Genomic DNA, 15,446 nt, shown 5'->3' with positions numbered 1-15,446 from the left:
CGTTTTTGCGATCAGGAGAACTGACTAAGGTCAATTATCGACCAGACATTGCATTTTTTGACAGGTTGTTTGGTTTTCGTTGCGATGCAGCAAAACAATCAGGTGAAAACGGGAGGCAGGCAGGGTAAAAGGCCGATCCGCCGCAGTGGCCAGGAGAGACCCTGGCCCGTCACAGGGCGGGCGCAGGGCAGGACGTTTTACTTAATCGGCAAAATAGATCTGTTTCAGCGCTACTTCAACGCCGCGCAGTTCGGCAAGGCCTTTCAGGCGGCCAATGGCGGAATAACCGGGATTGGTGCGCTTATGCAGGTCGTCCAGCATCTGATGGCCGTGATCGGGACGCATGGGAATCGCCCGCAGGTTGCCCGCCCGACGGCGGCGCTGCTCTTCCGCCAGAATAACCTTGATCACGCCGACCATATCGACGTCGCCCGCCAGATGCGCCGCTTCATGGAAGCTGGCCGGGTTTGCCTCGCGTTTCGTGGCGCGCAGATGGATAAAGTTAATGCGGTCGGCATAGGTTTCCGCCATCTCAACCAGCGCATTGTCGGCACGCACGCCATAGGAGCCGGTACAGAAACAGAAACCGTTGTGCAGACTGTCCACGGTTTCTTTCAGCCACTGCATATCTTCCTGGGTAGAAATAATGCGTGGCAGGCCCAGAATAGGACGTGGTGGGTCATCCGGATGCACCGCCAGTTTAACGCCCGTTTCCTCCGCAACCGGCACAATGGCGCGCAGGAAGGTCGCCATATGCTCGCGCAGTTTCGCTTTGTCGATGCCGTCATACTGCGTCAGCTGCGCCTGAAACTGCTCCAGGGTGTAACCCTCTTCGGCGCCAGGCAGACCGGCGATAATATTGCGCACCAGGGTGCTTTTCTCTTCTGCGCTCATGGCGGCAAAGCGCTGAGCGGCGGCCTGCTGCTCGGCAGCGCTGTAATCCTGCTCGGCCCCCGGACGCTGCAACAGATAAAGCTCGAAGGCCGCGAAAGCGTCGGCGTCGAAGCGCAGCGCTTTTGCGCCATCCGGCAGCGTCCAGGCGAGGTCGGTTCGCGTCCAGTCCAGCACCGGCATGAAGTTGTAGCAGACGGTATCAATGCCGCAGGCGGCCAGATTGCGTATCGACTGCTGATAATTGGCGATATAACGAAGGTAGTCACCACGCTGGGTTTTAATCGCCTCATGGACCGGGATACTCTCCACCACCGACCAGACCAGACCTTTTTCCGCCAGCAGTGCCTGACGCGCTTTAATCTCCTCAACCGGCCACACCTCGCCGTTAGGGATATGGTGCAGCGCCGTCACAATGCCGGTCGCGCCCGCCTGACGCGCATCATCCAGTGAGACCGGGTCGTTGGGGCCGTACCATCGCCATGTATGTTCCATTTTTACTCCTCAACTGTGATGTGGCCCAGTGGTCAGGCCGCTGGGCCAAGAGTATGATAGTGGACAAAACAGGGCCGTGATCCGGATCGCAGCATGACAAACTGCATCGGTGAAGAGATCGCTTTTACGTGCAATCAGAGGAGAGGGTGATGACGCTGCCAGTAATAAAAACCGAGCGCCTGTACCGTCAGATCGCCAACGTCATCATGGCCGGTATCACGCGCGGTGACTTTGTGGCAGGAGGGTTGCTGCCACCGGAGCGTGAGCTGGCAAAACAGCTGGGTGTCAGTCGTTCATCAGTGCGTGAAGCATTGATTGCGCTGGAGATGACCGGCTGGGTCGATATCCGCACTGGCAACGGCGTTTACGTCGCCCAGCCGCTGCCGCAGGCCGCGGTTCCGCAGGAGAGCGAAACCTGCAGTCTGCAGGATCTGTTGCAGGCGCGTGAAGCTTTTGAGGGGATGCTGGCGGGATTTGCCGCACGTAACGGCACCACCGTTCAGCGGGCGGCACTGCTGGCGCTGACCGCTGAACTGCAGCAGTACAATGAAAACGACGCGGCCTTTCTGGAGCAGGACAAGCGCTTCCATCTGCTGATCAGTGAGATGAGCGGCAATGATGTATTACGCGACCTGCTGGAGCAGTTATGGAACCGGCGCCACAGCCCGCATGTGCAGCGACTGGAGCGCCATTATGCCGATAACAGCTTCGCGCAGGAGATGAACGCTGACCATCAGCAGATCGCCAATGCGATTGTGGCGGGCGATGAAGCAGCAGCCCGTCAGGCGATGGAGAGCCATCTCCAGCACGTGCAGCAGCGGCTACTTGGTTAATGCCCGCGCCCGCTTAGGTCGTCCGGTGCCCAGCATAATCGCCAGACGGCTGCCGCCTGGCGTGGTTTCCATCAGAATTTTAGTAATGCTGGTGAGCGGCACCGAGAGCAGCATGCCGACCGGACCGAGCAGCCAGCCCCAGAACACCAGCGACAGAAACACCACCAGTGTCGATAAGCCAAGACCGCGCCCCATCAGGCGCGGCTCCAGCATATTGCCAAACACCATATGAATCGCGGTAAACAGCGCCGCCACCATCGCGGCATCAAACAGGCTGTTCAGTAACAACGCCTGCAGGAAGGGCGGGATACCGGCGATAATCGGGCCGATATTGGGAATAAAGTTGAGGATAAACGCTACGACACCCCATAACAGCGCAAACTTCACATCCAGCAGATAGAGACTCAGCCAGACCGCGATGCCGGTTATCAGACTCACCAGGGTTTTCAGCGCCAGATAGTGCGTGACGCCTTTCAGCGCTTTATGCAATCCGGCGATGCGGATTTTCGGATTCACCAGCGCGTTGCGCATTTTATAGGGCAGGTGATGGACCTCAAACAGCATAAAGACCACGGTCAGCACCAGCAGCACGGTATTGGTCATCGCGCCGGAAAAGCCGCTCAGTGCCACGGTAGCCAGGTTCATCATGGTATTAGGATCGAAACGCTGTACCAGCGCATCGGTTGAAATATTAAGATGAAAGCCCGCCGCCAGATGTTGCAGCACCGTCATTTTCTGCTCCATGGTGGCGCGCAGTTGCGGATAGAGATCGGAAAACTCGCTCATTGAGCTGGCAATAATGGCACCCAGCAGCACGAGAGCACAGAAGATCACCGTGATCACCAGTCCAATCGCCAGTCCACGGCGGAAGCCACGCCGCATCAGCATCGTCACCAGCGGATTCAGCACAATGGCAAAGAACGCCGCCAGCAGCAGCGGAACCAGAATATCGGACGCTGCCCGAACCCCGGCGAGGATAATGACCAGCATCGCCAGTTTTATCAGAATATTTTGCCCGATCTTTTCCCGTTGCAGCTCGCTCATTCTCTCTCTCATAACGTAATTTGGCTGTTGAAAGTGTAGCTGAAACAAAATTAACAATCTGATTTATCAGAGAAACGGTAAAGCGCGGTGGCAGGTGGGTGATGTAATCAGCGCCACAGCACTCAGCTATCGCGGCATAGCAGCAACTCCCCATTGTTCCGGTTTTTACCCGGCTTTCTGCTGCACGTCCGGGCAGGGGCAGCCGCCCGATAGCCGTGTCATTAAGATGCGCCAGTGGCGAAAGCGGGTATAGTTAAAGGATAAACCTTATCATTCAGCCAAATACGAGCGCGAGGACTCATGCCTGAACAGCCTGCCGCGGAACCGAACATCCCATCCGGAAACCTGCACATCTCTCTGCTGATCCTCTCTATCGTGGCCTACAACTTTGCCAGCTATCTCACTATCGGTCTGCCGCTGGCGGTATTGCCAGGATGGGTGCATGACCAGCTGGGCTTCAGCGCATTCTGGGCGGGCCTGGTGATCAGCCTGCAATATGTGGCGACGCTGCTGAGCCGCCCACACGCCGGACGCTACGCCGATCTCTGGGGGCCAAAGAAAGTGGTGGTGACCGGACTGGTGGGCTGTCTGATCAGCGGGTTATGTATTTTGCTAGCGGCGCTCATCGAATCACCGCTGTTAAGCCTGACGCTGCTCTGCGTGGGCCGCTTGATTCTGGGCGTGGGCCAGAGTTTTACCGGCACCGGCACCTCGTTGTGGGGGGTGGCGCGGGTGGGTTCGCTGCACATTGGCCGGGTTATCTCCTGGAACGGCATCGTCACTTATGGCGCGATGGCGATTGGCGCGCCGCTCGGCGTGGTGATATTCCGGGCGGGTGGCCTGCTGTGGCTGTCGCTGGTCATTGTTGCTATCTGCGTGGTAGGCATCATCTGCGCGGTGCCGCGTCCGGCCGTAAAAGCCAGCCGGGCCAGACCCCTGCCGTTTCGTGCGGTGCTGGGGAAAATCGCCGGTTTTGGTGCGATTCTGGCGATGGGTTCGGCGGGTTTCGGCGTCATCGCCACCTTTATTACCCTGTTCTATCAGGATAAAGGCTGGGAAGGGGCCGCCTTTGCGCTCTCCCTGTTCAGCGGCGCTTTCGTCGGCGCGCGCCTGCTGTTCCCGAATGCGATTAACCGCCACGGCGGTCTGCGGGTCGCCAGCATCTGCCTGGCGGTTGAAGCCGCCGGACTGTTTCTGGTGGCCGCAGCGGGTGATCCCTGGATGGCAAAAGCAGGCGCATTTCTGACCGGTGCCGGGTTCTCGCTGGTATTCCCGGCGCTGGGCGTGGTGGCGGTAAAAGTGGTGCCGCAGCAGAATCAGGGCAGCGCGCTGGCGACCTACACCGCCTTTATGGATCTGTCGCTGGGGATAACCGGGCCACTTGCCGGATTCATCATGACTTATGCGGGTGTCTCACGCGTCTACCTGCTCACGGCGCTGCTGGTCTGCGTCGCTTTTTTCTGCACGCTGCGCATGCAGCGGCGTCAGGCGGTGTTGCCGGCAGCAGACGATTCTTCAGGATAAAAAAAATGGCCCAGCAGCGGGCCAGAACGTCTTTTCAGACACAGATAAACCGATTAATGGTGCGCGCAAAGCGCAGAACAGGATTCAGGCTTGCAGCAGTTCAATACTGTTGCGGATCTGGCGTTCAACCTCCGCAGGGGTCCAGTTGCTGAGCTGACTGGAGAAAGGCTCAAAGGCATAAACGCCCTTATAGCCAAGCATCTCCAGCCGCTTCACCTGCACCACGCTCTTCAGTACATCGTTATCACTCAACATGATGCGTTCTTCATCGGTCAGTTCGGCGGTCGGACGGCGATCTTCCACGCCCGAAAGGTGCACCAGACCGATCTGGTTAACATCAATGCCGGCTGGAAACTCCTGCTCAGCCTGCTCATAGAGATGATGGTGAAAGGTATCCAGCAATAACTTAAAGGGCACGTCCGTCGCGGCGATCAATTGCTGCGCTTGTACCGCCGAACGCAGCGAGCTGACCGGAAAACCCAGTGGCTCCACCAGACCCTGAATGCCATAGTGGGCAAAGCGCGGGGCCAGCTGCTGCATCGCCGCCTGGGTTTGCTGAGGTGACACGGCAATTCCCTCATTCAGCGGACACATGACCAGCGCCTTTGCACCAATCTGTTGTGCTGTCTGTAACAGTGCTTCGGCCCGGGCCAGTAGCGCGTCATCAATGCGGTTAAACGGATAGAGCGCATTAATGGTGATGATATCAATATGATACCTGTCGGTCAGAGCGCGCAGCTGATCGGTGCTGAGATCGTCAGTGACGCTGCCGCCCGGCATGTCATTACGCAGTTCAACCTTGCTCAGCCCCAGACGCTGAACCAGCTGAAAAAATGCCTCCAGCGAGAGCCGGGGCGCAATTTTGCGGTTGATACAGAAACGGGTTGGATCGATGGCCATGCGCTGACTCCGGGACAGGAGGATGATGCGACCAAAGAGAACATTTATTTCATTAATAGTGAATAATGAAACGCAAATTATTAGATCAGCCTCGCATTAATTTCATATTCCGTTTCAGCCCGATGCATAAAGGCTGGATCGACTTCGCAGTAAAACGCCCAAACCACTCCCCGGCTATTACCCTGCTACGCTAAGGCTGGCAGCTATTAGTGGCCTCCCGTCATCGTGATGCCGCGAGAGACTAAGTAGCGGGAAAAATGCGATCTGTGCCGCTAAAATCAAATTTTCCAAAAAAGAACCATTTGAAAAATTTGTTCCACTGTAATAGCTTCATAGCACGCTTTCAGGTTTGCCTGGTCAGGCAGTGTGGCAGGTCGCATGGTCCGTCTGCAGGGAACTTAACCATCTAAAGAGGCAACATCATGACAATCATAGGTAACTTTATTGGCGGTAAAACCACTTTCAGCGCCAGCAACGAAACTATTCCTGTTTACGATCCGGCAACCGGCAAAGTGGTACGTGAACTGACGCAAAGTACCGCTGATGAAGTGGCCCAGGCGATTGGTGTCGCGCATGACGCTTTTGCTGCCTGGTCGAAAACCTCGCCGCTGCGTCGCGCCCGCGTTCTGTTCAACTTTAAAGCCCTTATGGAGAAGCACCGTGATGAGCTGGCGGCGCTGATTGTCTCTGAGCACGGCAAAGTCTGGTCTGATGCGCTGGGTGAACTGACGCGTGGCATCGAAGTGATTGAGTTTGCCTGCGGGATCCCCCATCTGCTCAAAGGCGAATATTCCCCGAACGTCGGTAGCGGCGTTGACAGCTACTCGCTGATGCAACCGGTCGGCGTCGTGGCGGGCATTACGCCGTTTAACTTCCCGGCGATGGTACCGCTGTGGATGTTCCCGATAGCCCTGGCCTGCGGTAACACCTTTGTGCTGAAGCCACCGGCTCTGGATCCTTCCGCGGCAGTGCGTATGGCTGAACTGCTGACCGAAGCGGGCCTGCCCGATGGCGTATTCAACGTGGTGCACAGTTCCAATGAAGATGCTGAGCAGCTCTATAAAGATCCGCGTATTGCCGCGGTGAGCTTCGTCGGTTCTTCTGGCGTGGCTGAGCATATCTATAAAACCGCCAGCGCCCACGGCAAGCGGGTACAGGCGTTTGGCGCGGCGAAAAACCACGCTATCGTTATGCCGGATGCCGACCTGGATGCCACCGTCAACGCCATTATGGGTGGTGCGTTTGGCTCTGCTGGTGAACGCTGCATGGCGCTGCCAGTTGTGGTCGCCGTGGGCGATGATACCGCCGACAAGTTGATCGCCCGTCTGACTCCGCTGGTGAACGCGCTGCGTATCGGCCCTGGCATTAATCAGGGCGCTGATGAAAATGAGATGGGACCGGTCGTTTCGGCGGCGCACCAGAAGAAAGTGCTGGGCTACATCGACAAAGGCGAGCAGGAAGGCGCGAAGCTGGTGGTCGATGGTCGTAACGTGCAGGTTGCAGGTCACGCCGAAGGTTACTACGTCGGCGGCACGCTGTTTGATCATGTCACCTCTGAGATGGTGATCTGGCGTGAAGAGATTTTCGGGCCGGTGCTGAGCATCATGCGCGCGCCGGACTACGACAGTGCGCTGCAACTGGTTAACAGCCATGAATTCGGCAACGGCAGCGCGATTTTCACCAGCAACGGTCACACCGCACGTGAGTTTGTGCAGAACGTTGAAGCAGGTATGGTCGGTGTCAACGTGCCGGTTCCGGTACCGATGGCATTCCACAGCTTCGGCGGCTGGAAACGTTCAGTGTTTGGCGCGCTCAATGTCCATGGGCCGGATGGCGTGCGTTTCTATACCCGCATGAAAACGGCCACCGTACGCTGGCCATCCGGTCAGCAGACTGTGTCTGAATTCAGTATGCCAACCTTAGGCTGATTCATTTCAACGCTGATCCCGGTGCGCGACCGGCAGGATAATCTGCCGGTCGCTTTGTTCGCTGGCACCGCGCCCGCGAGCCCACCGCAGCGTCAATCGTGACAGAGAGGAGTATCAGGATGTCTTTACTGTCGAAAGCACAAGCCCCTGACGCGCAGGGTCGTATTCAGCATGTGACGCCTGAGCGCGCCGGCTGGCGTTATGTGGGATTTGATGCCTATTTGCTGAAGAAAGGGGAAACCCTGCGTCTCAGCAGTGGTGACAAAGAGCTGTGTCTGGTGCTGGTGGCCGGGCTGGCCTCCGTAAAAACCCGCCATGCTGATTTTCCCGGTATCGGTCAGCGCATGTCGCCTTTTGAGCGCGTACCGCCTTATTCCGTTTATGTGCCGCATGATGATGAAGTAGAGGTTTACGCTGACAGCGATCTTGAGCTGGCGGTCTGTAATGCGCCCGGTCAGGGGAATCTGCTTGCGCGCCTGATTGCACCAGCCGATGTTGGTGTTGAGCATCGCGGAAAAGGGCGCAACCAGCGCCTGGTTCACAATATCCTGCCTGACAATGAGCCGGCTGATAGCCTGCTGGTGGTGGAAGTCTATACCAACGAGGGCGATACCAGCTCTTATCCCAGCCACAAGCACGACCAGGAGGAGAGTGAAAACGAAACCTACCTGGAAGAGACCTACTATCACCGTTTCGATCCGGAACCTGGCTTTGCCATGCAGCGCGTCTACACCGACGACCGTTCCCTGGATGTCTGTATGGCACCCTATAATCGCGACGTGGTGATGGTACCGCGCGGCTATCATCCGGTAGCGACGCTGGCGGGATACAATAACTACTATCTGAACGTGATGGCGGGGCCGGTGCGGCTGTGGAAATTTACCTGGGAGAAAGATCACGCCTGGGTGAACAGCGACAGCTATCCGCGGAAAGCGTAAGTCATCGCTGAAAAATAAACAGCAATCACGGTTTATAACCCGCATTCATATCAGTAAAAAAAGGGCAGCCTGTCGCGCTGCCCTTTTTTTGTGTGTGGAACTCAGCTGGTCTTTGCGTTGTTCAGTGCCAGCGAAACCGCCAGCGTCTGTGCCAGGCAGAGTGAAGCGACCTGCGAACGGAAGCCATCGACCTGCGCTTCACGTACTACAAAGCAGACATCGCTGAAGGCGGCCAGCGGACTGACCTGACTGTCGGTAATGGCAATCTGATGCGCACCGCGTTTGGCACCCATTTCAACCACCTCGACCGCTTCACGTGCATAAGGCGAGTAGCTGATCGCAATCACCACATCTTTCGGGTTGACCAGGCTGAGCTGCTCGGTAAACATCCCGCCCAGGCCATCAATCAGGAAAGCGCGGCGCTCAAGATGACGCAGCGCGTAGACCAGGTAGGAGGCGACGCTGAAAGAGCGACGCAGGCCGATAACATAGATATTCTCAGCCTCATTCAGCAGCTTCACCGCTTTGTTCAGCTGCTCAGGATTAACCTGCATCGCCAGCTGCTGCAGCGCCTGGCTGTTAACCATGGTAAAGACGTTGAGGATTTCCGCCGGACTTTCAGGCGCACTGGCGCTGTCGTCCGTGGAGGTCTGACGAAACAGGCGAGCGCGCTCAGTATAGTTGACCGTCTCCTCCATCAGGTGCTGACGAAAAACCTGTTTCATTTCGTTGAAGCCGCTGAAGCCAAAAGCATTCGCAAAGCGGATCAGCGTCGACGGTGGCACATCGGCCTGCTGAGCAATTGAGGCGACGGTATCGAAAGCAATACTGTTACTGTTATCAAGGATGTAGCGCGCAACCTGTTTAAGACGCTTGCTCAGCGTTTCGTAGCGGCGACGAATATCGTCCTGCAAGAGAGAAAGTTGGGTGGGATTATTGTTCATCACTTCTGCCCGTATAATTAGAATAATGGCTGCATAATGAGCGCTATAGTATCAGATGGATGGAAAATTTCATTTCTTTGCGTCAACGACGCGGTTTATTTCATGGCTTTATGAAATGGTTCACAGATTAGCTTTAGCGCCCGATGCATGACTTTTCGCGGGCAATGTCAGGATGAAAGCCGGGATGAAATGCCAGCAGGGATGGAAGTATGCAGTCTTTCACCATTCAGATTGGAATGGCTGCAGATTGCTGAAAAATCGGGTCTGGCAGCAACACATTAGCTAAACGAGCAGTGAACACGGTCAGAAGAGGAAAGCGTCCCGCACCAAGGATGGTGCGGGCCGAGCATGCCATGGATGGCAGCTTTCGCGTCTTTCCGATCTGACCGTGTTCCCTGTGACTGCACGGTCTAAAAGCGGCTTTTTGACAGAGCTGCAAATCAGGCGCGGGCAGCGCGCCAGTACTCAATCAGTCGCAGATAGTTGCCTTTAACCGTCTCAATCAGCGCCTGATCGTCCAGCTCCCCCCTGTAACCACTGGCGGGAAGGCTGACCAAAGATAGTGCGGCCTACCGCAAAACCTTTCACCCAGGGCGCTTTGGCCGCCGCGGTGAAGCCCGCTTTAAGCTTCTCTTCGGGCGCATCCAGACCGAGTAACAGAATGCCGCGACAGTGGGGATCCTGCTGCTCAATCAGACCGCTGATCGCCTGCCAGCTTTCCGCCGACAGCGGTGGCAGTTTCCACCAGTCAGGCTGGATGCCCAGACTGTAGAAATGGCTCAACATATCAAAGTAATACGTTTCATTCTTATCCGGGTTGTTGTCAGGCAGAATCACTTCCAGCAGCAGCTCATGACCGCTTTTGTTACAGCCGTTCCAGACGTCGAGCACCAGCTCATCCTGCTCTTTACGCAGTTCAGCACTGTCATGCGGATGATAGAAGACCAGACATTTCACCACGTGTTCGGCAGGCCAGTCGATCAGCTGCGAGCCGATGTTGCCATGCTCCAGGCGCAGCGGACGCGAGCTCGGCAGCTCAATCGGGCGGCCAATCCACCAGTTCTTACCGGTAATGGCGTTCAGCGCCTTCTGACCGTAAGTTGTATCCGCCAGAATCCCGCTTTTATTCTCTAATCCTGCCTCTCTGGCAGCCTGCTGAGCAGCTTCCAGCAGCAGCAGTTTCAGTTCCGGAATGCGGCTCTCGTCCACGCCCGCTTCCTGCGCCATATCCGCCAGCTGTTTGCGGTGGTCAAAGGCGAAGACATTCAGCTCCGGCCACTGCTGCTTGCGGGTAGTCACGCGGTGCAGATGGTTCAGACGGCTGTCGAGATCGGGACGCTTCACCTCTTTGTCGCGACTCAGGAAATCATCCAGCTCCGCTTTGGTTGGCATGGCGGGTGCGCAACCGTGGCGTGATACCACCAGCGCTCCACAGGCGTTGGCGTAACGGCACGCCTGAGTCCAGCCCTCATCATTCAGCCAGCCGCGCAGCAGGCCAGACATAAAGGCATCGCCCGCGCCCAGCACGTTGAGAACCTCGACGCGTACGCCCGTGTGCAGCTCAGTCTGTTCCCAGCTATCCGGGATCTCACCTTCAAACACCACGCAACCCAGCGGACCACGTTTGCAGACCAGCGTCGCCTGACTCGCCTGACGCACGTTTTTCAGCGCGGTCAGTGTATCGGTGCTGCCACCGGCAATATGAAACTCTTCTTCGGTGCCGACGATCAAATCGAAATAGTGCACCACTTCCTGTAACTGCTGCGTGACCTGTGACGACTCAATGAAACGCGTTTCACCGTCGCCCAGAGAGGTCAGTCCCCACAACACCGGACGATAATCGATATCCAGCGCCGTACGCAGGCCGTTGCGGCGGGCGATATCCAGCGCTTTCAGCACCGCTTCGCGGGTCTGAGGATGGGATAAGTGGGTGCCGGTAACCGCCACGGCGCGCGCAGAGGTAATAAAGGCTTCGTCGATATCGTCCGGAACCAGACCCATATCGGCGCAGTTATCGCGGTAGAAAATCAGCGGAAAAGTCTCTTCATCTTTGATGCCGAGGATCACCAGTCCGGTCAGACGCTGCGGATCGGTGATTAGCGCATCGGTGTTACAGCCTACGCGCTGCAACTCTTCACGCAGAAAGCGACCATTATGCTCATCTCCCACCCGCGCCAGCATCGCCGATTTCAGCCCCTGAATCGCGGTGCCATAGGCGACATTGCCTGACGAGCCGCCCAGATATTTAGCAAAGGAGGTGACATCTTCCAGTCGCGCCCCGATTTGCTGGCCATAAAAATCAACGGCGATGCGCCCGATACAAATCACATCAAGCGGTTTCTGTTGTGTACTCATACCTGTGGTTTCCTTCTGTGATTAGCAGCGCTGGCGGGCGTAAAGACCGACACCAGTTACGCTCTGCTTCCGGGTCTGTAGGTGTCTGACTGGCTATGAGGGGGAGTATGAGGAATAAAAATTCCATATTCAATACGAAATGAAATATCCATCGCAATTTTGTGAACCAGGTAAAACTCCTGATTGCCGCCCGCCTGCGCGAACTCTGCCAGCGTGATGTGCGGTATGTCAGGGTTGTGAAGGGGATCGCAGGAATCCGCACGCCAGTCAGGCAAGCTGCTGCATTGAAATGAATTTTTTCATCAGGCACCACTCTCTGTTAAACGTTCCAGATTTCCCCACTGTAATCGCCCGCCAGACCTGTTGCCGTCATTAAATTTGATCTCACTCGCAAAATGAAATGTTTCTTCTGTAATCGTGTTTTATGAAAAATATATTTGTTTATAATCGCCTCACGTTTCAGTTATTCAGGTCGCCTTTTCCGCCGATGACAACGCCTGGCGTGCTGTCGCGGAAGTCGGGGTCCACCAGCATGTAAGGAAGAATATGGGCACTATCAGACTGACCACGGCACAGGCGCTGGTTAAATTTCTTGATAATCAATTCATTGATGTCGATGGCGTTGAGACGAAGTTCGTAAAAGGCATCTTCGCCATTTTCGGACATGGCAACGTGCTGGGGCTGGGCCAGGCGCTGGAACAGGATAGCGGCGATCTGGTGGTCTACCAGGGCCGTAATGAGCAGGGTATGGCTCATGCTGCCACCGGCTTTGCGCGCCAGTCGCTGCGCCGCCAGATTATCGCCTGCAGTTCGTCTGTGGGGCCTGGTGCGGCCAATATGATCACCGCCGCGGCGACCGCGACCGCCAACCGCATTCCTCTGCTGCTGCTGCCAGGCGACGTCTTCGCCACCCGTCAGCCCGATCCGGTGCTGCAACAGATTGAGCAGAGCTACGATCTCAGCATCAGCACCAACGATGCCTTCCGCGCCGTCAGCAAATACTGGGATCGCGTCAGCCGCCCGGAACAGCTGATGTCCGCCTGTATCAACGCCATGCGTGTACTGACCGATCCGGCAGAAACCGGCGCGGTCACGCTGTCGCTGCCGCAGGATGTGCAGGGCGAAGCCTGGGATTACCCGGACTACTTCTTCCAGAAACGGGTGCACCGTCTGGATCGCCGCCTGCCGGTGGCGGCGCAGCTGGCAGATGCCCTGACGCTGATTAACCGTAAGCGCAAGCCGATGATTATCTGCGGCGGCGGAGTGAAATACTCCGAAGCGGGCGAGGCGCTGCGCCAGTTTGCCGAGCGCTATCAGATTCCCTTTGCGGAAACGCAGGCGGGCAAAGGCACGCTGGTCTCTGACCATCCGCTGAATGTCGGCGGCGTGGGCGAAACCGGCTGTCTGGCGGCTAACCTGCTGGCGAAAGAGGCCGATTTAGTGATCGGCATCGGCACCCGCTACACCGACTTCACCACCGCGTCGAAATGGATTTTCCAGCATCCCGATGTCAGCTTCCTGAACATCAACGTCAGCAACTTTGACAGCTACAAGCTCGATGGCGTGCAGCTGCTGGCTGATGCCCGCGAAGGGCTGACCGCGCTCACCGCCGGGCTGGCCTCTCAGCACTACAGCAACGACTGGGGCAATCAGATTGAGCAGGCGCAGAGCCAGCTGCTGAAAGAGACGCAGCGCGTCTACCAGGTGGAATATCACGATGGCGACTTTGTGCCGGAGATTGCGGATCATCTCGACCGTGAAGCGGTGTTCGCTGAGTTTAACCGCCTGACCCAGTCGCTACTGACGCAAAGCAGCGTGCTCGGCACCTTAAATGAGCAACTGCCAAAAGACGCAGTGGTAGTGGCAGCGGCGGGCAGTCTGCCGGGCGACCTGCAGCGCGTCTGGCGCACCAAAGATTACAACGCCTATCACGTTGAATATGGCTACTCCTGCATGGGTTATGAAGTGAATGCCGCGCTGGGTGTGAAGCTGGCGCAGCCGCAGCGCGAGGTCTATGCGCTGGTCGGTGATGGCTCCTTTATGATGCTGCACTCAGAGCTGGTCACCTCGATTCAGGAAGGGGCGAAGATCAACGTAGTGCTGCTGGATAACATGACCAACGGCTGCATCAATAACCTGCAGATGGAACACGGCATGGACAGCTTTACTACTGAGTTCCGGTTCCGTAATGCGGAAGGCGGCAAGCTGGACGGCGGCTTTATCCCGGTCGATTTCGCCGCTATTGCCGCCGGTTATGGCTGCAAAACCTATCGTGTGACCACGCTGGAGCAGCTCAAGGCGGCGCTGGAAGATGCCCGCATGCAGACGGTTTCCACCCTTATCGACATCAAAGTGCTGCCAAAAACCATGATCCACAAATATTTCAGCTGGTGGCACGTCGGCGTGGCGCAGGCCTCGAAGACCGAACGTTCTCAGGCGGTGGCGGATAAGCTCAACAGCCATCTGGATCAGGCGCGAAAATATTAATTTCAGGGCCGTGCCACGGCCCGTTTTGCTCTTCTCCGTACGAACCCTACACAGGTGTAATTATGACTTTGAAACTTGGCGTCATCGGTACAGGTGCAATTGGTCAGGAACATATTCGTCGCTGCAGCCATGTGCTGCAGGGTGCACAGGTGGTTGCCGTCTCTGACATTAATGTCGAAGGCGCGCGTGCCGCACTGCAACGCCTGAATATTGAGGCGGAGGTATTCGAAAATGGACACGACGTGATTCAGTCTCCGAATGTTGATGCGGTGCTGGTCACCTCATGGGATCCGACCCATGAAGAGTTCACCTTAGCGGCGATTGCCGCCGGTAAACCGGTGTTCTGTGAGAAGCCGCTGGCGATGAGCGCCGAGGGCTGCCGCCGGGTCGTGGATGCAGAGATTCAGGCAGGTAAACGCCTGGTGCAGGTCGGCTTTATGCGTCCTTACGATGCGGGCTACCGTGCACTGAAAAAAGTGATCACCGATGGCGATATCGGTGAGCCGCTGATGCTGCACTGCGCGCACCGCAACCCGACCGTGCCGGAGAACTACACCACGCCGATGGCGATCACCAACACCCTGATCCACGAGCTGGATGTGCTGCGCTGGCTGACAAACGATGACTATAAAACGGTGCAGGTGGTCTTCCCGCGCGTCACCTCGAAGTCACACAGTCAGCTGAAAGATCCGCAGATCGTGCTGTTTGAAACCCAGAAAGGGGTTCGCATTGACGTCGAGATCTTCGTTAACTGCGCTTACGGCTATGACATCCAGTGTGAAGTGGTGGGTGAAGAGGGGATTGCGCGCCTGCCAGAGCCCTCTTCGGTGCAGCTGCGCAAAGAGGCCCGCCTGTCGAATACCATTCTGGTGGACTGGAAAGATCGCTTTATCGAAGCGTATGACGTTGAGCTGCAGGCGTTTATCAACGACATCAAAGCGGGCCAGTTGACCGGTCCTTCTGCCTGGGATGGCTTTGCCGCCTCAGTCGCCGCCGATGCCTGCATTAAAGCGCAGAACAGTGGTGCGATTGAGCCGGTAGAGATGCCGCCGCGTCCTGCTTTCTATAACTGATTTAGCTGTCTATGCGGCATGGCCGCTCTCCGCC

The 15,446-nt window shown here is 56.8% G+C and carries 10 protein-coding genes and 1 pseudogene; 6 read left to right on the top strand and 5 right to left on the bottom strand.

The window, feature by feature from the left end:
- Positions 1 to 201 precede the first annotated feature (201 nt).
- A complete protein-coding gene (uxuA, locus tag JNO11_RS17975) occupies positions 202 to 1,386 on the bottom strand; it encodes a mannonate dehydratase (RefSeq protein WP_010253360.1) in 1,185 nt (394 codons plus the stop codon).
- 149 nt (positions 1,387 to 1,535) lie between these two features.
- Here uxuA and JNO11_RS17970 point away from each other — a divergent pair, with 149 nt between their 5' ends.
- The gene (locus JNO11_RS17970) at positions 1,536 to 2,219 is read left to right on the top strand and encodes a FadR/GntR family transcriptional regulator (RefSeq protein ID WP_010253357.1); all 684 of its coding nucleotides are present in this window, start codon (positions 1,536 to 1,538) and stop codon (positions 2,217 to 2,219) included.
- Here JNO11_RS17970 and JNO11_RS17965 read toward each other — a convergent pair.
- Positions 2,208 to 3,263: an AI-2E family transporter gene (locus JNO11_RS17965; protein WP_010253354.1), complete on the bottom strand. Its 1,056-nt coding sequence runs from the start codon at positions 3,261 to 3,263 to the stop codon at positions 2,208 to 2,210. The two genes, JNO11_RS17970 and JNO11_RS17965, sit on opposite strands and share 12 nt — an antisense overlap.
- A gap of 300 nt (positions 3,264 to 3,563) precedes the next feature.
- On the opposite strand from JNO11_RS17965, the gene JNO11_RS17960 reads away from it, so the two are divergent.
- On the top strand, positions 3,564 to 4,787 hold the full coding sequence (locus tag JNO11_RS17960; RefSeq protein ID WP_325177552.1) for an MFS transporter: 1,224 nt from the start codon (positions 3,564 to 3,566) through the stop codon (positions 4,785 to 4,787).
- An 84-nt stretch (positions 4,788 to 4,871) separates the two neighbouring features.
- On the opposite strand, the gene JNO11_RS17955 is transcribed toward JNO11_RS17960, so the two are convergent.
- Positions 4,872 to 5,687, bottom strand: a complete 816-nt coding sequence (locus JNO11_RS17955; protein WP_033773072.1) for a TIM barrel protein — start codon at positions 5,685 to 5,687, stop codon at positions 4,872 to 4,874.
- A gap of 422 nt (positions 5,688 to 6,109) precedes the next feature.
- On the opposite strand from JNO11_RS17955, the gene JNO11_RS17950 reads away from it, so the two are divergent.
- Together JNO11_RS17950 and iolB are read left to right on the top strand one after the other, a co-directional pair.
- Positions 6,110 to 7,615: a CoA-acylating methylmalonate-semialdehyde dehydrogenase gene (locus JNO11_RS17950; RefSeq protein ID WP_010671520.1), complete on the top strand. Its 1,506-nt coding sequence runs from the start codon at positions 6,110 to 6,112 to the stop codon at positions 7,613 to 7,615.
- A gap of 119 nt (positions 7,616 to 7,734) precedes the next feature.
- Positions 7,735 to 8,553 carry a 5-deoxy-glucuronate isomerase gene (iolB, locus tag JNO11_RS17945; protein ID WP_122457548.1) on the top strand — a complete coding sequence of 273 codons (819 nt, stop codon included), beginning with the start codon at positions 7,735 to 7,737 and terminating at the stop codon, positions 8,551 to 8,553.
- Between the two features lie 101 nt (positions 8,554 to 8,654).
- Here the strand turns inward: iolB and JNO11_RS17940 are convergent, their stop codons facing one another.
- Together JNO11_RS17940 and iolC are read right to left on the bottom strand one after the other, a co-directional pair.
- The gene (locus JNO11_RS17940; RefSeq protein ID WP_010253340.1) at positions 8,655 to 9,497 is read right to left on the bottom strand and encodes a MurR/RpiR family transcriptional regulator; all 843 of its coding nucleotides are present in this window, start codon (positions 9,495 to 9,497) and stop codon (positions 8,655 to 8,657) included.
- A gap of 440 nt (positions 9,498 to 9,937) precedes the next feature.
- Positions 9,938 to 11,852, bottom strand: a pseudogene (gene iolC, locus JNO11_RS17935) (5-dehydro-2-deoxygluconokinase).
- 546 nt (positions 11,853 to 12,398) lie between these two features.
- Here iolC and iolD point away from each other — a divergent pair.
- Together iolD and JNO11_RS17925 are read left to right on the top strand one after the other, a co-directional pair.
- Positions 12,399 to 14,339, top strand: coding sequence for a 3D-(3,5/4)-trihydroxycyclohexane-1,2-dione acylhydrolase (decyclizing) (gene iolD, locus JNO11_RS17930; RefSeq protein WP_325177551.1), 1,941 nt, complete (start codon positions 12,399 to 12,401; stop codon positions 14,337 to 14,339).
- A 62-nt stretch (positions 14,340 to 14,401) separates the two neighbouring features.
- Complete coding sequence (locus JNO11_RS17925) at positions 14,402 to 15,412, top strand: Gfo/Idh/MocA family oxidoreductase (RefSeq protein ID WP_033780961.1); 1,011 nt, start codon at positions 14,402 to 14,404, stop codon at positions 15,410 to 15,412.
- Positions 15,413 to 15,446 lie beyond the last annotated feature (34 nt).

It is taken from the genome of Pantoea sp. 1B4 (assembly GCF_016925765.1).
GTDB classification, from domain to species: domain Bacteria; phylum Pseudomonadota; class Gammaproteobacteria; order Enterobacterales; family Enterobacteriaceae; genus Pantoea; species Pantoea agglomerans.
Note: the sequence above shows the minus strand (reverse complement) of the source record. Positions and strands in the feature narration are given on the sequence as shown.